The organism is Streptococcus sp. 121 (assembly GCF_016458205.1).
In the GTDB taxonomy this organism is placed as follows: domain Bacteria; phylum Bacillota; class Bacilli; order Lactobacillales; family Streptococcaceae; genus Streptococcus.
In genome coordinates this window covers 62,220-82,961 of sequence record NZ_JAEMED010000002.1, presented here as the reverse complement: position 1 = coordinate 82,961, position 20,742 = coordinate 62,220, and the positions used below count along the sequence as shown (strand labels likewise).

Genomic DNA, 20,742 nt, shown 5'->3' with positions numbered 1-20,742 from the left:
CAAATCTACTTAGCAAGTACTCTACAGCTGAGATACAACCGAATTTATAGTTACGGGAAGTAGCTCAGCTTGGTAGAGTACTTGGTTTGGGACCAAGGTGTCGCAGGTTCGAATCCTGTCTTCCCGACTAGAGCAGATGACAGCAATGTCATCTTTTTTTGTACGCCAAAACCAGTCTCATAGCGAAGATTATCAACAAATTGTTTGAGACCAATTGGACCAAGGTGTCGCTCGCTCTCTCACTCAGGAATTGAGTGAGAGAGTATTTCGATAAAGCGAAGGTACTTCGCGTCAATATCCTGTCTTCCCGACTAGAGCAGATGACAGTAATGTCATCTTTTTTTTGTACGCCAAAACCAGTCTCATAGCGAAGATTATCAACAAATTGTTTGAGACCAATTGGACCAAGGTGTCGCTCGCTCTCTCACTCAGGAATTGAGTGAGAGAGTATTTCGATAAAGCGAAGGTACTTCGCGTCAATATCCTGTCTTCCCGACTAGAGCAGATGACAGTAATGTCATCTTTTTTTTGTACGCCAAAACCAGTCTCATAGCGAAGATTATCAACAAATTGTTTGAGACCAATTGGACCAAGGTGTCGCTCGCTCTCTCACTCAGGAATTGAGTGAGAGAGTATTTCGATAAAGCGAAGGTACTTCGCGTCAATATCCTGTCTTCCCGACTAGAGCAGATGACAGTAATGTCATCTTTTTTTGTACACCAAAACAAGTCTCATAGCGAAGACTATCAACAAATTGTTTAGTCCAATTGGACCAAGGTTTCGCTCGCTCCTCCACTCAGGAATTGAGTGGGGAGAGTGTTTATAGATAAAGGGAAGGGGCTTCGCGTCAAAGCTCTTATGAATGACTGAATTAGCATAGCTTTAGTATTGGAATATTGAGGGTTAGACCAAAGTTGTACCTTCATCCTTTAAGATGTGGTTTGTGTGAATTCTTTGCTCCTGTTTTAAAACAAATACGGTTTCATGTCCTATTGGTATTGCGACTGGTCTTTTATGATGGTAGGATAGAATGTGTGAACTTTCATGTTTTTTTCATTTCTAATTTTATAGCGAGGGATCTATATGTCATTTCAGGCCATTATTTTTGATATGGATGGGGTTTTATTTGATACGGAGCGTTTCTATTATGAACGTCGGGAGAATTACTTAGCGAATCAAGGAATCTCGATTAATCATTTACCACCAGCTTATTTTATTGGTGGGAATACGAAGCATGTGTGGGAAAATATTCTAGGTGAGTCTTATGATGAATTTGATGTGCCTTCTTTGCAGGCAGGTTATTTGGCGCATAAGAAGGAGAATCCCTTACCTTACCGAGATCTTGTTTTTCCTCACGTTCATACTGTTTTGCAAGGTCTAAAAGAGAAGGGCTATCCACTTGGTCTAGCATCTAGTTCTGTTAAAAAGGACATTGACCGTGCTCTACAGGAATTGAGAATTACTTCTTATTTTGATGTAGTTCTGTCTGGAGAAGAGTTCCCGGAATCTAAGCCAAACCCAGAGATTTACCAAGCAGCTTGTAAAGCTCTTGAGGTGGAACCAAAAGATACCTTGATTATCGAAGATAGTGAAAAAGGAATTCGGGCGGGAGCCCGTGCAGGCGCTGAGGTCTGGGCCATTCGAGATTACCGTTTTGGTTTAGATCAAAGTCGTGCTAGTCGGACCATTGACCACTTGGGGCAAATTATTCCTCTTTTGGAAGTCCTCTAACTTTTGCGGTTTGGGAATTCTTATGATATACTTTTTCCATAATACATGAAATGAGGTAGCTTATGTCTACATTTGAAAAAATTCAAGCCATTATTGTGGAAGAGTTGGAAGTAAATCCGGATCAAGTAACTATGGAAACTACATTTGATGATTTGGATGTTGATTCATTGGATTTCTTCCAAGTTATTACGGCCATCGAAGATGAGTTTAATGTTGAAATTAATGATGATGAGAACATTAAAAGTATTGCGGATTTAGTAGCATTTGTCGAAAAATAAGCCAATTCTTCTTGCCTTAGACTGCTTTCTATGGTAGAATGAGGCTGTTTAGAGGAATCTTAGGAAAGCCTTCTTACAGAGAGCGGTGGGGTTGAGAAATCCGCAGAAGGAGCTGAGATGGGTTGCTAAATGGTTTTTTGAATAACAATTAAGTTGCGGGCCTTGCCCGAAATTGGGTGGTACCGCGGAAAAATCTTCGTCCCTGTCATAAGACAGGGATTTTTATTTTACAAGAAGGAAAAAACAATGGCTAAAAAGAAAAATTCGAAAAAAAAACTCAAAGAATTAAGAAGAGATCACCTGAGGAATGGTCAATCCAAGATTATTAACTTTGAATCTTGGCTTCAAGATGATGTGGAAGAACAACCACAAGTTGATATTGAACATTTAAAAGAAAGAATTCAAAATCTGTTTGAAAATAAGAATTTTTCTTTTGATAATGGTCTCACGAAGGAGGAGAGAGCTTATTATGATGCTCGTGCATTGGAAAATCCAATCGAGAGATTAAGAGCTTTCAGAAAACTTCGAAAGAAATATCCAGATAATTTAGCTATTCAAAGCTATCTATTTTCTGCACGTCGAGATGAGTATTGTTATGATGATTTCGTTGAAGCTCAGGAGATTCAAAGAAAGGCAAAGGATGCTTGGGCAAAAGAAGGATATGCTTCTTGGGTATGGTTTGAATCGAGAGAACCTTTAAAAGCCCTGTATTCTGTGCTGATCTATTATTTAGAAATGGATTTTCTTACTCAGGCTGCGGGACTTGTGGATTTTATTTTGGAGATGCATACAGAGGAATTTCCTGATATGTTTGTTTATCCGATGCTATCGGTCTATAATATGCTATACCGCCATGAGGATATTGTGAACTTTTATGAATATCAAAAAGCATTAGGCTGGGAGGATGATGGTGTCCTAGTGCATCTAATCATTTCTCATTTGTTGCATGGTGATCACAAGGCAGCAGCTTCTGTTTTTGAAGAATTAGCACTGTTAAATCCGATTGCAATTCATGTATTAGGACAGGTTTATTGGAATGTCGGACTTCATAGTGATAATGACTTTGAATATTACCGTCCAAATTCGGCGGAGTACCTCCGGTTTTCTTTAAGTTTTATGTCTCGTTTTTTAATAGATAAAAGGAAAATGGCTTTTGAGTTAAATAATATTGTAGAAAATTTTATTGAAAATCAACCGGATTCTCCTACAAAACGAAATGAGTTTTTTAACAGTCCTGCCATGAAAGGTATTCACTTGCGGCAGGGTCACGCTATCTGCGATGCTGGGATCATGAGTTTGGAAGCTTTAGAGCAGCATACAGAATCTGAAATTCGAGCTATTCCTGGAATTGGGAAAAAGACCATTAACCAATTAAAGGCAAATGGTGTCAATTTTCGAAATCATTTATAGTTAAAAAAAACGGGAGGTGTCCTATGGCCAAAAAGAAAAGTAATAAAAAAGTATTGAAGCAGATGCGCCGAGAGTATAAGGATGAGAAAAAATTTTTGGATACAGGATCACAAGTCAATCACACCATTGACCTGTTTGATGATTCTGACTTTATTTCAGATGAAACTACTCTGGCCTCTAAGAATATTAAAGTATCCGATACCCAAAATATGGACCTTAGTATTTTTGATGACCTAGTTGGAAATTTGCAGGAAGTAGGAGCGAGTGAGGACGAACTAGAGACAGTTGAAGTTGGGATTGCTCTACTTCATGCTCTTCAGATGGAAGAGGGATCAGAGAGAACTAGGGTCCTGGAACAACTAGCCAAAGAACATGTCCATAGTTTTGAAGCGCAATGGTACTATTTAATGGATAGTCGTGAACAATTTACCTATCAGACAATTGAGAGCTACAAAACTTTTGCGAATCTAACGGTGCAGAAACTAGAAGAAGTTACTTCTCCTGCCTGGGACCACCCTCTAACCGGTCAGTATCTAGATGCCTTGACCTTTCTACTGACAGTCTATTTCGAGGAAGGTTTGCTTAACTTGGCACTTGACATTATGGATATCCTTGAACCATATGTCTTTGAAAAAGGGAGTCCTGGCTATTTGCACAATTTAATGGCAAGTGTCTATTGTTCAACTTTCCAACCTGAATTTGTATTAGACATGTACAGGGATAGGTTATCAGAGAATGTTTATGATGCTGGTCTCAATCTTTATGCTGTAATCGCGAGTTTAATGACGGGCGATTCAGAACGAGCGAATGACTTGTTTGAGGATCTCGTTAGAGAAGATCCTGAATTTGCTTCAGCTCTGGGAAATCCTCAGTGGTTCTTGGACGTTATGCATCATAATCAGGAAGAGTGTGAGGGGGAACATGAACATTCAATAGCTCACGTTCTCAACCCTCTAGGCTTATTTCTAGCGGATAAGGCCATTCTGATAAATCAATTGACAGACATGTATCTGGAATTTCAGGAAAGGCAACCGAATCATCTTCCAGAAAAGAATTCAAGTGGACCGCAGGACTCTACCCTTAGTGATTTACTAAAGACTTTGCCTCAAGGTAATCTCGATGATCTTGTACATCTGTTCTCTGAGCCGTCCTACGAAGGACTTCAGTTTGATAAGAAACGACTTCTACTAAATGCAGGACTTCGGAGTTTTAAAGATTTTGAGAAAAAGACAGAGAAGGAAGTTCTGGCGATTCGTGGAATTGGACCTGCAACGGTTCGGCAACTAAAAGAAAACGGAGTTATCTTCCGCAAGAGGTGATGTCTTGTTAAATCATATTGAAATCTATGTCTCTGATTTAGCGACTTCTCGTAGGTTCTATGAGTTTCTCCTAAACAATCTGGGCTACATTCTTTACCAAGATTGGGAGGGGCTTCTCCTTTTTGAAAGAAGGCATCTACTTGGTATTTGTGCAAGCTCCTGATGATGTTTTATACTCTTTTAGTTTATCTTTTATTACTGTGTTAGCTCGTCTTGCCGTACTTCAGTACTGTCTACGACTCGCTGCCTTGTACTAAAAGTAAACTACAAGACTATACAAATGGGATTTCACTGAACAAGGGTTGGCTTGAATGATTTAGCTTTTGAAGTGACAGGGGAATTGGCGACAAGACTTTTTTGGGATTGGAGTGCGGCTTCTATAAGACGAAGCTTTTCCCTATGCTGGTGGCCGAGATTGTGAGAGACGCTATGCCCTAAATCCCGATGGCATTAAGATAGAGCTGATTCAGAAGGAGGTAGAATGATAAAGATACTTGGTGAATTCGTCCAGAATCAATTGCCAGATGTAGAGACCGAGCGCCTCTACCTTCGAGAGCGTAAGGTTGCGGATGCGGCAGATATGTTTGCCAATGCTAGTTTACCGGAAGTCGCGACCAATGCTGGTTTTCCGCTTATGAAAAACGTAGAAGAGGAAGAGGCTTTCATCCAGGGTATTCCCCTTCGAATGGTGCAGGCTGGTTTACCAGGGGGCTATGGAATCACCTTGAAAGGGGAGAATAGTGTCATCGGTTCGGTCGATTTCAATCGGCGTCATGGAAAGCTGGGAGATATCTACGAAGTTGGCTATGTTCTCCATCCTGACTACTGGGGGCAAGGCCTTGTTCCCGAGGCTGTCAAAGCCCTGTGCTATGCGGCATTTACCCTCATACCGGAGCTTTATAAAATGGAAATTGCCTGTCATGCTTCAAATCTTCAGAGCCAAGCCGTTGCGAAAAAGTCAGGATTTGTTCTTGAAGCTAGACTGAGGGGACGTGAACTTCTGAGAGGACAAAGAGAAGATGAATTGAGGTTTGGTCTGTTAAGGAGCGAGTGGGAAGAACTTATCGATTTAAACCACTAAATAAAATAAAAGGAAAGAATAAAATGTCAAAAGAATTATCAACGAAATACAATCCAGCCGAGGTTGAGGCTGGGCGTTATGCCAAATGGTTAGAAGCAGATGCTTTTAAACCATCCGGTGATGCAGAGGCTAAGCCTTATTCTATCGTGATTCCGCCGCCAAACGTAACCGGTAAATTGCATTTGGGTCATGCTTGGGATACAACCTTGCAAGATATTATTATCCGTCAAAAACGGATGCAGGGCTACGATACCTTGTGGTTACCAGGAATGGACCATGCCGGTATTGCAACTCAGGCCAAGGTTGAAGAGCGTTTGCGGGAGCAAGGCATCAGTCGTTATGATCTTGGACGTGAAAAATTCTTGGACAAGGTCTGGGAGTGGAAGGATGAGTATGCGACCACAATCAAGGAACAGTGGGGGAAATTGGGCTTGTCAGTAGACTATAGCCGGGAACGTTTTACCTTGGATGAGGGCTTGTCCCAAGCTGTTCGTAAGGTCTTTGTGGACTTGTATAAAAAAGGCTACATCTACCGTGGTGAATTTATCATCAACTGGGATCCAGCAGCTCGCACAGCTCTATCTGATATTGAGGTTATCCATAAAGATGTTGAGGGTGCCTTCTATCATATGAATTATATATTGGAAGATGGCTCACGCGCCCTTCAGGTTGCGACGACTCGTCCTGAAACCATGTTTGGAGATGTGGCCGTTGCAGTTAACCCAGAAGACCCACGTTATAAGGATTTGATTGGACAGAATGTTATTTTGCCGATTGTGAACAAGCCGATTCCAATTGTAGCGGATGAGCACGCTGATCCAGAGTTTGGAACCGGGGTTGTTAAAATTACCCCAGCCCACGATCCCAATGACTTCCTTGTTGGTCAACGCCATGATCTGCCACAGGTCAATGTGATGAATGATGATGGAACCATGAATGAACTCGCGGGTGAGTTCGCTGGCATGGATCGCTTCGAGGCTCGTAAAGCTGTTGTTGCGAAATTGGAAGAACTGGGAGCCTTGGTAGAGATCGAACAACGTGTTCACTCAGTAGGGCACTCTGAACGTTCAGGTGCAGTGGTTGAACCTCGCTTATCTACGCAGTGGTTCGTCAAGATGGATCAACTGGCTAAAAATGCCATTGCCAACCAAGATACGGAAGGTAAGGTGGAGTTCTATCCTCCACGCTTCAACGATACCTTCCTTCAATGGATGGAAAATGTTCATGACTGGGTGATCTCTCGTCAATTGTGGTGGGGACATCAAATTCCAGCTTGGTACAATGAAGCAGGTGAAATGTACGTCGGCGAAGAGGCTCCAGAGGGAGAAGGCTGGGTTCAAGATGAGGATGTCTTGGATACTTGGTTTTCTTCTGCGCTATGGCCTTTCTCAACCATGGGTTGGCCAGATACAGAATCGGCGGACTTCCAACGTTATTTCCCAACCTCAACCCTTGTAACGGGTTATGACATCATTTTCTTCTGGGTGTCTCGAATGATTTTCCAATCCCTTGAGTTCACAGGCCGTCAGCCGTTTAAGAATGTTCTTATTCACGGATTAATTCGCGATGAACAGGGCCGTAAGATGTCCAAGTCCTTGGGCAATGGAATTGACCCAATGGATGTCATTGACAAATATGGTGCGGATGCCCTTCGTTGGTTCCTCTCCAATGGTTCTGCACCTGGGCAAGATGTCCGCTTCTCCTATGAGAAGATGGACGCCTCTTGGAACTTCATTAATAAGATTTGGAATATTTCGCGTTATATTTTGATGAATAATGAAGGGCTAAGTCTGGAAGCCGCACGTGAGCAGGTTGAAAAGGTTGTAAGCGGTCAAGCTGGCAATGTAACCGACCGTTGGATCTTGCATAATTTGAATGAAACGATCGCCAAAGTCACTGACAATTTTGAAAAATTTGAATTCGGTGTAGCTGGACATATCCTCTACAACTTTATCTGGGAAGAGTTTGCCAACTGGTATGTTGAGTTGACCAAGGAAGTTCTTTACAGTGAGGATGAGGCTGAGAAAGTCGTGACACGTTCCGTTCTTCTGTATACATTGGATCAAATTTTGCGACTCTTGCATCCAATCATGCCATTTGTAACTGAGGAAATCTATGGACAATATGCAGAAGGAAGCATTGTCCATGCAGCCTATCCAGTGGTGAATCCTAGCTTCGCCAATGAGGAAGCTCATGCTGGAGTTGAAAGTCTCAAGGACTTGATTCGGACTGTCCGCAATGCACGAGCTGAGGTGAACGTAGCTCCGTCTAAGCCCATTAGCATTTTGATTAAAACCAAAGATGCAGGCTTACAAGGCTTCTTCCAAGACCATGTCACCTACATCAAGCGCTTCACCAATCCAGAGCACTTGGAAATTGCGGCTGATTTGGAGGCACCAGAACTCAGCATGAGTGCGGTTATCTCTGGCGCTGAAATCTACCTCCCATTGGCAGACTTGCTCAATGTTGAAGAGGAATTGGCACGTTTGGACAAAGAGTTGGCCAAGTGGCAAAAAGAGCTCGATATGGTTGCCAAAAAATTGGGTAATGAGCGCTTCGTAGCCAATGCCAAACCTGAAGTCGTTCAAAAAGAAAAGGACAAACAAGCCGATTACCAGGCTAAATTTGACGCAACCCAAGAACGGATTGCAGAAATGAAAAAATTGGTATAAAATAGAGGACCTCGCTGGTGAAGACTGGCGGGGTTTTGTGAAATACTCATGGGCTTTCACTAGTCCGTTCTTTGAATGATTCGAGTATTTTGATTTCGAAATGAGCTATGTGCATGGAGGTGTTTATGAAAGTTGATTTGAAATTAGGGTACTATTCTCTGATATCCTTTGAGGTGAATCCTGAGGAGAAAACAGCCCAGCCAATCATTAGGAACGGTCAGCCCCATTCTGAAGGTTCTTTTACGAGCTTGGTTTTTCCAGAAAATAAACAGACCTATGTTGGTTTGGAGGCAGAATTAAATTATTTGATTCGGACCAATTACCGGACAGACAATCGCAGTTTGAAAGAACTCCTACAAGAGATTCCGTCAGGAATGGCTTTCTCTGCCAAGGAACCATATCTAACCCTAGACTTTCCCAATCAGGATGGTCCGTTGTCCCTTAAGGAAGCTCGAATCCTAGATGGGAAGCTGATGCTAGAGAGCGGTCAGACCTTCGGCGATAATCTTCTCAAAGGCAATCAACATAAGGATGTTTTCTTACAGGAAGGTCAACCTGTTATGGTGAAGCGGGATAATGTTAATCCGGAATTTGGAGATGACTGGGAAGCCGGGAATTATGACTATAGCTATTCCTCAGTAGCCGAGACCTTGGTATCGATTTTAATCGAAAATCTCTCAGGCTTGGATACCGATAGCCATGCTCGCTATCAATTTCTGATGATTGATGATGGTAAAAGCTTACAGTCGGGAACCTTGTCCCCATTTTTGACCAAGGAAACCGAAGTGGACTGGGTTCTTAGTGATCCTCGGCAACGAGAACGAAAGGTACTCACTGCTTTAGAGACCTTTGCCCAAAAAGTTGTCGACAGTCCACCCTTGGAACGCTTTCATTATTTGGTGAAGCTCTATTCCTCTTTTGACGGAATTGATGAACCACAGGCACGGGCCTTCTTACGAGATCAAATTGCTTTGGACATCTTGACTTTGAACCAGGATCGGCATACCAATGCTGGAAACTATTCAGTGGTTTTTGACCAAGTGAGTGGCCAAGCTCGCCTGATTAACTATGATTATGGACGCAGCCTACCTACACCAGTCCCTTGGTCTGATCGAACAGAGGAGGCTTATGTCGATGACTATCTGGTAGGAGATATGGAGGATGATATACGAATTAATAACCACTTAAAAAATCGTCACCATTCCCTTTTGGTTGGTCTAGATTTCGAGACCATTCTCACTTTTTTACAGGTAGAGGGGTTCCAGCCTTTTCGTCTAAATCGTGCTCAATTTGAGAAAGATTGCCAAGACTTCCTTCAACAGCTCGAAGATCTCCAAGTTCCCTTTCTAAAATTTGCCCGCTACAAGGTGGCCATGCTCCAAACCATTTTGGATACAGATTGGGGACGAGCTTTGGTGGTCAGTCAATAAGAAAATCCCAATTCTCAGTCTCTATGGAGAGAAGAATTGGGATTTTTGTTTTTATTCATTGACGATTGCAGCAAAGGCTTCTTGGAGTTTGGGGTCGTAGGAGGGATACATGTAATACATTCCGAGTTCATTTCCTTGCGTTTGTTGAGACATAAGAACTAGAGGTTTGCCTTCATTTATGGTGAAATAGAAGTGAGCTAGAGGAAAGTGTTCTGAGGATATTCCGTAGCTTGATAAAATATTGTATTGGGCAGTACCACTGCCGTCCTTAGAAGTTTGAACAAGTACCCGATTAATAGCCAGAAGTTCACTACTTCTATTTTCTTTATGTCCTACAAGGATGCGACTTCCTTTTAAAAAGCCATGAACACCCATATGGACTAAAGTATCATTTAAATCAAGTTCTTCTGCATTATATTGAACGGTATTATTGGAATTGGCACCAAATTGTTGAAGTCCTGATCGAACATATTCCTCCATAAAAGATTTAAGTTTGCTTGCTTTAATCTCGTTCCAAACTGGTTCAGTACTTGGTTTTGATTTCAATTTTGTTGGATCCATATCTCGTAAATATCTGGTCGAGAAATCAAACTCATTTCTTGAAAGTGTTGAGGCTTGATGTTCATTTAATGAACTATTATTTTGCAGTTTTCGATCATATATTTCAAGTAAATCCCCATTAACATATAGCAGATATTGCTTATCTTGACTATCCCTAAAATTTTTTGAATAGACGACATAACCACCATCAGCAGTTTTAATTAATTTGTCAATCTTAAAGTTCTGTTCATATTTATCAGTGAACAGATTTCCGTCACCATCTTTTTTTAGTATAAGTGTTGTCTGTTGTGGAAGATCGTTAACATTATAGTTTCCTCCAGTCCATGTACCGGTTACTTCTGTGGGAAGAACTTGTTTTTGATCCTCTGCAAATATTTGTGAACACTGATATAACGATAGAAAAGCTAGTAGAACTAGGTTGAAAATGAATTTAGGTAGAAAGGCAAAAGTGAATTTCTTTTTCAAAATCGTTATCTCCCTGGTAAAAATAGAATTGGATTATGATTAATTATAAATCCCCACTAGCCTTTCATCTAGTGAGGACTTGTATACAAGTATGGGGAAAAGTTATAAGTGCTTTTATTTATCCTTTGGTTTAGTGCGAATGAGGAAGTAGGCTAGTCCAAGGATAGCTAGACCAATGACTCCAATGTAAGCTGCTGCCTCCTGACCAGTGTTTGGTAAGAAACGGGTAATTCCTGTACGTTTCTTAGTTTTTTGTGGGGTCATTTGAGTACTTGTCTGACTGTTTTCAGATGTCTCAGGTGTCTCAGAAGATGTGTTGTTGGTCGTATTCTCTTGTTTTTTGTCTTCAACTTGAGACTGACTTTCCGTTGTTTCAGATTGATTTTGTTGACGGGTATAAGTGCTTTCCTCTTTGTAACTATTTTCAAAATCAATTGGAGCATCTTGACCTGGACCATCGGCTACCCACATGGTTGGTTTAAGGGTGTCACCTGTTAGATTAAAACCAAGCAGTACTTTGCGCATGCCTTCAATTCCCCAGGTTCCTGGACGATAGAATTTCATCGCTTCTTTTTGATCAACTATTTCGTAATTGCCATTGCCATGATCAAGGACTTCTGAAATGATAAAGTCTGAAGTAGCATTGCTGCTTTTGTGCGTCCCTGAGCCGTCTGCATGAATGATGATAGTGTCACCATTTTGGGTCCAGGTCCCAACCAACTTGCTTGGAATTTTACTAGTTGTTGCTGTAGGCTGCTTTGAGGAATTTGATTGAGTGGGACTGGAGGAAGTTGTCTTAGTTTCCTTTGAACTCGAAGAACTACTACTTGTTGAACTGGTGAGTTTATCTTCAGATTCGCTTTTATTCTGGCTTGAACTTTGACTGCTAGATTTTGACTGAGTGGAACTAGAATTCTCAGAGGAGCTAGATTTCTTGGGTGAACTAGATTTCTCAGTTGAACTAGAATTTTCACTTGTATCAAGCTCAGCTAGAGTTTGAATCGTGTTTTCGCCTGGTCTCGTGGCAATAATAATACCAGAAGCATCAGCAATATACCGAATGATTCCCTTTTCACTGATTACTGCTTTAAAGTTCTTTGTTTCAGACTTTTGTTCAAATGAGTCCCCAAAATACAAACTAAATTCAACAACAGGTAACTCTTCTTTAGAACTTCTCAGTGTGACTGCAAGATCCATGAAATTTCCAGTAATATAAGGATTCGAGCTACCAATATAGTCTCCGTTGGTTTTCTGATTCCTCAAGACTGTAGCAAACACACTATTAGCACCTTTCAATTTGTTTTCGGGTAGATTAGTGACAGTTAGATGAAAGTCTACGGAGAGTCCATCTGGATGAATTTGAAATCCTATATTTTCTAATTTCCCTTGCCCAGGAATATAGTTCTCTGTTTCCTCTACGGAGGAGCTAGTTTCGCTACTATCAGTGCTTTCTTCAGTAGTGTTTTGAGTGCTTGTTATCGTCTCTGAGCTAGAGTTGTTAGTTTCATCTTCGGCCATAACAATACCTGTCGTTAGAAGTAGACTGAGAGTTGTGGCGGAGGTAAGGGTTACTTTTTTCAAATAATTCTTCTTCATAAAAATCTCCTTTTTTTAATTTATTGTAAGAAAATAAAAAAAGAAAATCAGGTTTAGTTAACTAGAGGTTAAAAATTGGTAAAAAAAATGAGAGTCTAGTTTGGATGGAAACTAAGAGGGAATTGAATTTCTGGCCAAGAATTTGTATAATAAATATGTGATAAAAGTTACAAGGTAGGGTCGCTTATGGGTGTGAGTTGTTATGGAAAAGCTTTTCGTAAAATTCGAAAGGAACGAAAAGTGAGTCTAAAAGAAGCTGCTGGAGATATCATCAGCCCTCAATTGCTGAGTCAATTTGAATTGGGGAAGAAAAATGTATCTCTGTCCAATTTTGATCAATTGCTTGCTTCGGTTGGGATCAGTTTGCTTGAATTTGCGCGTGTACTAGAGCTGGAAAATCGAAAAACTTCGATATATGAAAATATGTATGAAAAGTCGGGGGGGGGGGATTTTCAAGGAATAATCTCCACTAAATTTAGTATCGAAAACTAATATGGGAGGAGGAACGTGAGATGACAGTCGCATTTACAACCGGAGTTGTCGTTGGATTTGTCGGCGCTTGGGTATTAAAAAATTGAATAAATAGCAGACGAAAAATTTATTAAAGCTTCCATTTGAAATTGGAAAAAATTTCTAAACCTTCATTCAAGGGTCCTGTTCAAGTACCAATCGAACAGGACCTTTTGTGATTTTATGGTCTATGTTATGTGGAATCTTGTAAAAAACAGATAAAATGGAGTATAATAACAGGTATGAGAGTAGTAGCAGGAAAGTATGGTGGGCGACCACTTAAGACCCTGGCTGGGCAGACAACTCGGCCGACAACAGATAAGGTAAAAGGGGCCATTTTCAGTATGATCGGTCCCTATTTTGATGGGGGTCATGTATTGGATTTGTATGCTGGTTCAGGCTCTTTGGGTATTGAGGCGATTTCACGGGGGATGGACCAGGCGGTGCTTGTTGAAAAAGATCGTCGTGCTCAGGCTGTTGTAGCGGCCAATATTGAGATGACCAAGGAGACTTCTCGTTTTCAGTTGATGAGAATGGAGGCTAAGCGTGCCTTGACCCAGTTGAATCAGCCCTTTGATTTAGTCTTATTGGACCCTCCCTACGCCAAGGAAACCATTGTGCAGACAGTCTTAGAGTTAGAGCAGAAGCAGCTTTTAGCTTCAGGTGCCTTGATTGTTTGTGAAACCGATAAGGGAGTTGATTTACCCGATTCCATAGGAACGAATTACAAGTGGAAAGAGAAAGTCTACGGAATTTCAAAGGTGACCATTTATGAAAGTCAATAAGGGCTTATATGCAGGTTCTTTCGATCCCCTGACAAATGGGCATGTAAATATCATTGAACGAGCTTCTGTATTGGTAGATATCCTCTATGTGGGAATTTTTGCAAACCCGAATAAGTCAGGATTCTTTACGATGGAAGAGAGGTTTCAAATTCTTCAAGAGTCTCTGGTGAATGTCCCCAATGTAAAAATTATTCTTGTTGAAGATCGGCTGTTGGCGGATGTTGCGCGGGAGTTATACATCGATGTTCTCTTCCGAGGTTTGCGAAACTCGGAGGATTTTGCTTATGAAGCCAATATGGATTATTTCAATCGTCGTTTGACAGAGGGGCTGGAGACTCTTTATTTGATAGCCCAGCCAGATTTAGCTCCCATTAGTTCCAGCCGTATGCGGGAATTGATTCATTTTAGACGAGATATTTCAGAATATGTACCGACTCCGGTGCTTGGAATGGTGTTGAAAAAATATGAAAACGAAAAATAAACGTAGGAAACTTTGGCTGCTGCCAGTAGTGCTTTTAGGATTATTGATTATTTCCTTCTGGATTCCGCTGCCTTACTATATCGAGGTTCCAGGTGGGTCAGATGCTGTTAGCTCTGTTCTACGGGTTAATAAGGAAGAGGATCAGGCAGATGGCGAGTACCAGTTTGTGACAATAGGGGTTATTCGAGCAAACTTACCCCTCATGCTGTATGCCGGTTTAACGCCTCATACAGATATTATTCCAGCAGCGGATTTGACCGGTGGTGCTAGTGATGAGGAGTATCAGCGGATTAATCAATTTTACATGCAAACGTCTCAAAATTTCGCCAAATACCAGGGGTTAACCAAGGCCAAAAAAGAAATTGAGATGAAATTTTTAGGGGTTTATGTTTTGAGCTTAGCTGAGGATTCTACTTTTAAAAATATTCTGCATCTTGGTGATACAGTAACCGGTGTTAATGGTAAGACTTTCAAAAGTTCCCAAGAATTGATAGATTATGTGGGCAAATTAAAAATTGGTGATGAAATCAGCGTAGAATTTGAAGACCAGGGAGAAAATCGGTCTGAAAAGGGGAAAATAATCAAACTGGAAAATGGGAAAAATGGAATCGGGATTGGATTGATTGACCGAACTGAGGTTCAAAGTGACATCCCGATTGAATTTTCAACTGAAGGGATTGGAGGTCCTAGTGCAGGTCTCATGTTCTCTTTGGCCATTTATACTCAACTCGCAGATCCAGACTTACGTGATGGACGGATTATTGCTGGGACAGGTACCATTAGCGAAGATGGTAAAGTCGGCGAAATTGGCGGAGCAGATAAAAAAGTGGTTGCAGCCCATGAGGCAGGCGCAGAAATTTTCTTTGTCCCAGATAATCCTTTAACAGATGAAGAGAAAAAAGCGAATCCAAAAGCCAAATCCAATGCGGAGGAGGCCAAGGAAACAGCTAAAGAATTGGGGACTTCTATGAAGATTGTACCGGTTAAAACCTTAGACGATGCCATTAAATACTTAGAAGATACCAAAAGGAAAGACTAAAGGAGAAGCTTATGCGTAAGTTTTTTGATCCAGAACTCTATAATTACAATCGCTTTCCTGGTCCTCAATTTACTCGGCAAGGGGATCGGATTGAGGCTGAGGAAGTCATTTTTACTCTTTTAACAGATTATGGTGAAGCTTTTGATCCAGTGAGCTTTAGTCAACGATTTTCCAATCTGCTCTTAAAATTTGACTATATCGTGGGTGATTGGAGCAACGAGCAATTGCGCCTTAAAGGATTTTATCGGGATAAACGAGCAGAGCATACCTGGTCTAAGATTTCGCGATTAGATGAGTATCTTCTTGAGTACTGTAGTTTCGGGGCAGCCTACTTTGTACTTGAAAATGCCCATCCAATCTATCCTAATAAAAATCAAAAACGTAAGCGAGATTCTAGGCACAAAGAAGGCCGCAAGCAGAAACGGGTTGGCTGGCGTAAAGAAACAGTTGCCTATAAACCGTCGGTCAGCCGGAATTTCTCCATTCGCAAGAAACAGGAGCGGGGATGAGGCGAGTCTATTCTTGGTTGCAGTCACGTCCATTTTGGATAGGTCTGACAGTAGGTTACACCTTTTTGATTCTCTTTTTTTGTTTCAGTCCGCAGATCCCGAATCCAGACCTGCCAACTCCTGGTGTTTTCTATCGGGGACGACTGGCTTTCTTGTTGACTCCCCTAAACAGCCTCTGGAATCTAAATCAAGCCACCAGCTTCATGCATTTACTGAAAATACTCTTGCAAAATGCCCTAAATATTTTCCTGCTCCATCCCTTACTTTTAGGAATCTTAGTACTCCAACCAAATTTTCGCACTCTGTACAAGATTGTATGGTTAGGATTTTACCTGTCCTTATCGATAGAGCTTGGCCAATTGCTGCTGGACTATTTGTGGGATTTCAACCGCGTTTTTGAAATGGATGATTTGTGGACAAATACTTTAGGAGCCTATCTAGCCTACCGAACCTATCTCTGGTTAGAAAAAAGGCAAGTGTTGCCAACCCCAACCAAGTAATAAAGCTGTATGCAAAATGGGAAGAAAGGGCAAAACTCCCTTTCCTTTTTTACCTAAAAAATCGATTATGGCGAGGCAAGTGGCAAGTTGGAGAATAAGCAGCAAGTCCGTAAGGGGCAGGAAGAGACTTAGACTTGCGAGGTAGGCCCAATCGCCAGCACCCATTCCTAATGGAAAAATGGCGAAAACCAGCATGATTACGAGAAAATAGGGAGAAATTTGGAGGCCTTGCAGGAGGGTTAAGATACAATGGGGAATCAGCCAGAAGCAGAGAGGGAAGGAAGTGGATTTGCGATCGAAGTGGCTGAGCATGAGGCTCATAAAGAGAAAGAGTGTCCAGGAAGGGGTCAGCCAGCCTTGGTTGTAAGCATAGGCGATTAATCCTCCCTGAATCTCATTGGCTAGACTGGCTAGGGGAATGGAGGCGAGGCAGTAGCGACACTTCCCGAAAAGACATACAAAAGAAAGGATGGGGATTAGCTCCCACCACTTCAAGGGTATTCGGCAAGTCATGCAATGGCTAGGCGGATAGAGGATTGATTGGGGGTAGCGATCAGCCCAAGCTGTCAAAAATGAAGCCAGGCTTGCTCCCAGAAAGAAGATGAGTAGGTCTGTCATATCTCTTTATTCGAAAAGTATCCGCAAATCTTGCGAGGGGGATTAAATTATAGTAGACTAAGCCTATGAAAAATTTTTATGATGTTCAGCAATTTTTAAAGGGTTATGGCCTCGTGATTTATATGGGAAAGCGACTCTATGATATTGAATTGGCACAGATAGAGTTGGAACGCCTTTATGATGCTGGGATTATGGACCGTTTGGATTATATCCAAGCCCAGTTGGTTTTGAAAAAAGAACATCAGGAAGAATTGGCTTATCTAGAACAAAAGGAGAAGAAGGAAAAATGATTGGTTTTTTAATCGTATTGCTTGGATTTTTAGGTTGGATGGGCTTTAACTATTGGCGCTTACGTCGTGCAGCAACTTTGGTGGAAAATGCTGAGTTTGCTTCTATGATTCGAGGTGGACAGGTGATTGATGTGCGGGAGCCTGCCGCTTTTCGGGAAAAACATATTCTTGGAGCACGCAATATACCTGCTAATCAGATCAAGGATAGCTTGGCAGCCTTGTCTAAAAACAAGCCTATATTGCTATATGACAATAACCGCGGTCCTTCAGTGACCAATACCATTTTTTATCTTCGCAAGCAGGGTTACCGCAACCTCTACTTATTGGCCGGAGGCCTTGATTCTTGGAATGGTAAGATTAAAGAAAATTCGAATTCATAATTGGAGGTTGGGACAAAAGTCTCAACCATCCTATTTTAGTTAGTGAATTCACTTTGACGCAGTGGTTGATTGGCACTTTCGTTCGCTTTTATTGAGAGAACTTTTCATGTTCTCTTATCCAGATACTCAAAGAGTCAATTCCTGACTCTTTGACCTCCGAAAATAACCGAATCAACATTGACATGAACTTCGTTCATTTCATTTAGAAACTCTAAAGGCATTCAACCTGCCTTTAGAGCGGGGGCTCGGATTCAAACAGTCAGGGAAGAGACTGTTTGAACCCGAGCCTAACAATAACAGAGCGAGGTCGGTTTGGAGAGAAACCGTTTCAGCTTACAACTTGAAACAAAGACTTGTAACGAACAATTTTGTAAAAATCGTTCTATCTCACTCTCTTTTTTAGGAGCATATTGAACTACATCCGTTATTGATACTCGAAACAGTTCGAAATCTGAAAAGGCAATCCGATGAAGACAGAACTGAGGGTTCGGCGAAGAGGATTAACACATTCAGATTTTGAAATGTAATGAGTATGAATTCTCGATTGAATGCGGATTACCCAGGAAAACCCTTTCTTGGTTGGCATAGCTTGTCACTGATTTCTATTTCATGTATAATGTGTTGGATAATACTCAATTGAAATCAATGTCTAAGCTAGGATGTGAGCCGCAGACAGGTCGAAATCTCTGGAGGAGTTTCTGAGCTTGCTAATGAAACTTCAAAGAAAGTTTCAAATAGGGTAGGGCAAAGTTGACAAAAACTTCGTTTTTTCAACTAGAAACTAAGTTGGTCTGCCAGACTGTCTGACCTGACAACGGTTAAAAGAGATTTTTGAAGAGTATAAACTATAAAGATTTGAGGAAATCATGTCAACATTAAGAGAAGATATCCGTAACGTCGCAATCATTGCCCACGTTGACCACGGGAAAACAACCCTGGTGGATGAGTTATTAAAACAATCAGAAACTTTGGATGCACGGACTGAATTGTCTGAGCGTGCGATGGATTCGAACGATCTTGAAAAAGAGCGTGGAATCACTATCTTGGCTAAAAATACCGCCGTTGCTTATGATGGTGTGCGTATCAATATCATGGATACCCCAGGTCACGCGGACTTTGGTGGGGAAGTTGAGCGGATCATGAAAATGGTCGATGGTGTTGTTTTGGTTGTGGATGCCTATGAAGGAACCATGCCGCAAACCCGTTTCGTTTTGAAAAAAGCTCTTGAGCAAAATTTAACACCAATTGTGGTGGTGAATAAAATCGATAAACCTTCAGCTCGTCCAGCTGAGGTTGTGGATGAGGTATTGGAACTCTTTATCGAACTAGGTGCAGATGATGATCAATTGGAATTTCCAGTGGTTTATGCTTCTGCCATCAATGGAACGTCTTCCTTGTCAGATGATCCAGCCGATCAAGAAAAAACCATGGCTCCAATCTTTGATACCATTATCGACCACATTCCGGCACCGGTTGATAATTCAGAAGAGCCCCTTCAATTTCAAGTTTCCTTGTTAGACTACAACGATTTTGTGGGTCGTATCGGAATTGGTCGTGTTTTCCGTGGCCAAATTAAGGTCGGGGATCAGGTTACTCTTTCCAAATTGGACGGAACCACTAAAAACTTCCGTGTAACTAAGCTCTTTGGTTTCTTTGGACTCGAACGTCGTGAGATTACGGAAGCCAAAGCTGGTGATTTGATTGCTGTATCTGGTATGGAAGATATCTTCGTTGGAGAGACGATCACACCTGTGGATGCAGTTGAGCCTCTTCCAGTCCTCCGTATCGATGAGCCAACTCTTCAAATGACCTTCTTGGTCAACAATTCACCATTTGCTGGTCGTGAAGGAAAATGGGTTACCTCACGTAAAGTGGAAGAGCGCCTTTTGGCTGAATTGCAGACAGACGTATCACTTCGTGTTGATCCAACAGATTCACCTGATAAATGGATTGTGTCAGGTCGTGGAGAATTGCACTTGTCTATCTTGATTGAAACCATGCGCCGCGAAGGTTACGAATTGCAAGTATCCCGCCCAGAGGTTATCATCAAGGAAATTGATGGTGTCAAAATGGAGCCATTCGAGCGTGTGCAAATTGATACTCCGGAAGAATACCAAGGTTCTGTTATCCAAAGCTTATCCGAGCGCAAAGGTGAGATGTTGGATATGATTGCGACTGGTAATGGTCAAACGCGTTTAGTCTTCTTGGTCCCAGCCCGTGGATTGATTGGTTATTCAACAGAATTCCTATCGATGACTCGTGGTTACGGAATCATGAACCATACCTTCGATCAATACCTTCCTGCCATTGCTGGTGAAATTGGCGGCCGTCACCGTGGTGCCCTAGTTTCCATCGATGCAGGGAAAGCAACAACCTACTCTATCATGTCCATTGAAGAACGCGGAACCATCTTTGTAAATCCTGGTACAGAAGTTTATGAAGGTATGATTATTGGGGAAAATTCACGTGAGAATGACTTGACTGTGAACATCACCAAGGCTAAACAGATGACCAACGTCCGTTCGGCTACTAAGGACCAAACCTCTGTCATCAAAACTCCTCGGATCCTTACTTTGGAAGAATCTTTGGAGTTCCTCAATGATGATGAGTACATGGAAGTTACCCCAGAATCTATTCGCCTCCGCAAACAAATTTTGAATAAAGCTGAGCGGGAAAAAGCCAACAAGAAAAAGAAGCTAGCAGCGGCTGAATAAGACGAAGCATAGGAGGGAAGTATGTTTTACATCATTATCATTATCCTGATACTTTTGTTCTATATCTTTGCAGCTCCCTCCAATATTAAAGGTACTTTTAATATTGTTAGTCTTGTGCTGTTAGGAGTCCTCTTTATGATCCTTCTAGCAGTTGGTGTGGTACAATTTTTCCGAATTCCTGCGGAAATCTTTATATGGGCTGCCATGTTGGCCCTGGCTTATTTTAGTTTGAAAGATTTGCGACGCTTGTCCGTAAAGGGTGGAGGAAAGCCTCTTATTCCCATTCCCAAAATTAATTGGGATAAGGTCTTTCCAAGAAGCAGTAAATGATGAATTCCCCAAGTTGTGCATTCAGCTTGGGGAATTTTTTGAC

Annotated in this window: 20 protein-coding genes and 1 tRNA gene; 18 read left to right on the top strand and 3 right to left on the bottom strand. The window is 41.6% G+C overall.

Annotated features, from left to right (window positions below):
* The first annotated feature begins 53 nt into the window (after positions 1 to 53).
* The 8 genes from JEQ21_RS00840 (at position 54) to JEQ21_RS00805 (ending at position 9,921) form a co-directional block, all read left to right on the top strand.
* A tRNA-Pro gene (locus JEQ21_RS00840) sits at positions 54 to 127 on the top strand.
* A 956-nt stretch (positions 128 to 1,083) separates the two neighbouring features.
* Positions 1,084 to 1,731 carry an HAD family hydrolase gene (locus tag JEQ21_RS00835; protein ID WP_199363572.1) on the top strand — a complete coding sequence of 216 codons (648 nt, stop codon included), beginning with the start codon at positions 1,084 to 1,086 and terminating at the stop codon, positions 1,729 to 1,731.
* A gap of 62 nt (positions 1,732 to 1,793) precedes the next feature.
* The gene (locus JEQ21_RS00830; RefSeq protein ID WP_199363571.1) at positions 1,794 to 2,009 is read left to right on the top strand and encodes an acyl carrier protein; all 216 of its coding nucleotides are present in this window, start codon (positions 1,794 to 1,796) and stop codon (positions 2,007 to 2,009) included.
* A gap of 246 nt (positions 2,010 to 2,255) precedes the next feature.
* Positions 2,256 to 3,419, top strand: a complete 1,164-nt coding sequence (locus tag JEQ21_RS00825) for a helix-hairpin-helix domain-containing protein (protein WP_196091787.1) — start codon at positions 2,256 to 2,258, stop codon at positions 3,417 to 3,419.
* Positions 3,420 to 3,442: 23 nt separating this feature from the next.
* The gene (locus tag JEQ21_RS00820; RefSeq protein WP_199363570.1) at positions 3,443 to 4,738 is read left to right on the top strand and encodes a hypothetical protein; all 1,296 of its coding nucleotides are present in this window, start codon (positions 3,443 to 3,445) and stop codon (positions 4,736 to 4,738) included.
* Between the two features lie 481 nt (positions 4,739 to 5,219).
* On the top strand, positions 5,220 to 5,819 hold the full coding sequence (locus JEQ21_RS00815; protein WP_199363569.1) for a GNAT family N-acetyltransferase: 600 nt from the start codon (positions 5,220 to 5,222) through the stop codon (positions 5,817 to 5,819).
* A gap of 23 nt (positions 5,820 to 5,842) precedes the next feature.
* Entirely contained in the window at positions 5,843 to 8,491 is a 2,649-nt protein-coding gene (locus tag JEQ21_RS00810) for a valine--tRNA ligase (RefSeq protein ID WP_199363568.1), read from the top strand.
* 125 nt (positions 8,492 to 8,616) lie between these two features.
* Positions 8,617 to 9,921 (top strand): hypothetical protein, encoded by a 1,305-nt coding sequence (locus JEQ21_RS00805; protein WP_199363567.1) that lies wholly within the window; start codon positions 8,617 to 8,619, stop codon positions 9,919 to 9,921.
* A gap of 51 nt (positions 9,922 to 9,972) precedes the next feature.
* On the opposite strand, the gene JEQ21_RS00800 is transcribed toward JEQ21_RS00805, so the two are convergent.
* A complete protein-coding gene (locus tag JEQ21_RS00800; RefSeq protein WP_196967101.1) occupies positions 9,973 to 10,947 on the bottom strand; it encodes a DUF4767 domain-containing protein in 975 nt (324 codons plus the stop codon).
* 114 nt (positions 10,948 to 11,061) lie between these two features.
* On the bottom strand, positions 11,062 to 12,543 hold the full coding sequence (locus tag JEQ21_RS00795) for an LPXTG cell wall anchor domain-containing protein (RefSeq protein WP_199363566.1): 1,482 nt from the start codon (positions 12,541 to 12,543) through the stop codon (positions 11,062 to 11,064).
* 186 nt (positions 12,544 to 12,729) lie between these two features.
* On the opposite strand from JEQ21_RS00795, the gene JEQ21_RS00790 reads away from it, so the two are divergent.
* The 6 genes from JEQ21_RS00790 to JEQ21_RS00765 all read left to right on the top strand — a co-directional run bounded on the left by JEQ21_RS00790 (position 12,730) and on the right by JEQ21_RS00765 (position 16,367).
* The gene (locus JEQ21_RS00790) at positions 12,730 to 13,035 is read left to right on the top strand and encodes a helix-turn-helix domain-containing protein (RefSeq protein WP_233340667.1); all 306 of its coding nucleotides are present in this window, start codon (positions 12,730 to 12,732) and stop codon (positions 13,033 to 13,035) included.
* A 260-nt stretch (positions 13,036 to 13,295) separates the two neighbouring features.
* Entirely contained in the window at positions 13,296 to 13,838 is a 543-nt protein-coding gene (rsmD, locus tag JEQ21_RS00785; RefSeq protein WP_199363564.1) for a 16S rRNA (guanine(966)-N(2))-methyltransferase RsmD, read from the top strand.
* Positions 13,825 to 14,319: a pantetheine-phosphate adenylyltransferase gene (coaD, locus tag JEQ21_RS00780; protein ID WP_196967104.1), complete on the top strand. Its 495-nt coding sequence runs from the start codon at positions 13,825 to 13,827 to the stop codon at positions 14,317 to 14,319. Before rsmD ends, coaD begins: the two co-directional genes overlap by 14 nt.
* Positions 14,303 to 15,358, top strand: a complete 1,056-nt coding sequence (locus JEQ21_RS00775) for a SepM family pheromone-processing serine protease (protein WP_199363563.1) — start codon at positions 14,303 to 14,305, stop codon at positions 15,356 to 15,358. The genes coaD and JEQ21_RS00775 overlap by 17 nt, the downstream gene beginning before the upstream one ends.
* A gap of 11 nt (positions 15,359 to 15,369) precedes the next feature.
* Positions 15,370 to 15,867 carry a YutD family protein gene (locus JEQ21_RS00770; protein ID WP_199363562.1) on the top strand — a complete coding sequence of 166 codons (498 nt, stop codon included), beginning with the start codon at positions 15,370 to 15,372 and terminating at the stop codon, positions 15,865 to 15,867.
* Positions 15,864 to 16,367 (top strand): VanZ family protein, encoded by a 504-nt coding sequence (locus JEQ21_RS00765; RefSeq protein WP_199363561.1) that lies wholly within the window; start codon positions 15,864 to 15,866, stop codon positions 16,365 to 16,367. Before JEQ21_RS00770 ends, JEQ21_RS00765 begins: the two co-directional genes overlap by 4 nt.
* On the opposite strand, the gene JEQ21_RS00760 is transcribed toward JEQ21_RS00765, so the two are convergent.
* Positions 16,329 to 16,985, bottom strand: coding sequence for a prepilin peptidase (locus JEQ21_RS00760; protein ID WP_199363560.1), 657 nt, complete (start codon positions 16,983 to 16,985; stop codon positions 16,329 to 16,331). The genes JEQ21_RS00765 and JEQ21_RS00760 overlap by 39 nt on opposite strands.
* A 65-nt stretch (positions 16,986 to 17,050) precedes the next feature.
* Between JEQ21_RS00760 and JEQ21_RS00755 the strand changes: the two genes are divergently transcribed.
* From JEQ21_RS00755 to JEQ21_RS00740, 4 genes are all read left to right on the top strand, one after another.
* Complete coding sequence (locus JEQ21_RS00755; RefSeq protein ID WP_196091775.1) at positions 17,051 to 17,275, top strand: YqgQ family protein; 225 nt, start codon at positions 17,051 to 17,053, stop codon at positions 17,273 to 17,275.
* Positions 17,272 to 17,655: a rhodanese-like domain-containing protein gene (locus JEQ21_RS00750; RefSeq protein ID WP_199363559.1), complete on the top strand. Its 384-nt coding sequence runs from the start codon at positions 17,272 to 17,274 to the stop codon at positions 17,653 to 17,655. The genes JEQ21_RS00755 and JEQ21_RS00750 overlap by 4 nt, the downstream gene beginning before the upstream one ends.
* An 866-nt stretch (positions 17,656 to 18,521) precedes the next feature.
* Positions 18,522 to 20,369: a translational GTPase TypA gene (gene typA, locus JEQ21_RS00745; protein WP_196091773.1), complete on the top strand. Its 1,848-nt coding sequence runs from the start codon at positions 18,522 to 18,524 to the stop codon at positions 20,367 to 20,369.
* Positions 20,370 to 20,390: 21 nt separating this feature from the next.
* On the top strand, positions 20,391 to 20,699 hold the full coding sequence (locus JEQ21_RS00740) for a DUF3165 family protein (RefSeq protein ID WP_199363558.1): 309 nt from the start codon (positions 20,391 to 20,393) through the stop codon (positions 20,697 to 20,699).
* Positions 20,700 to 20,742 lie beyond the last annotated feature (43 nt).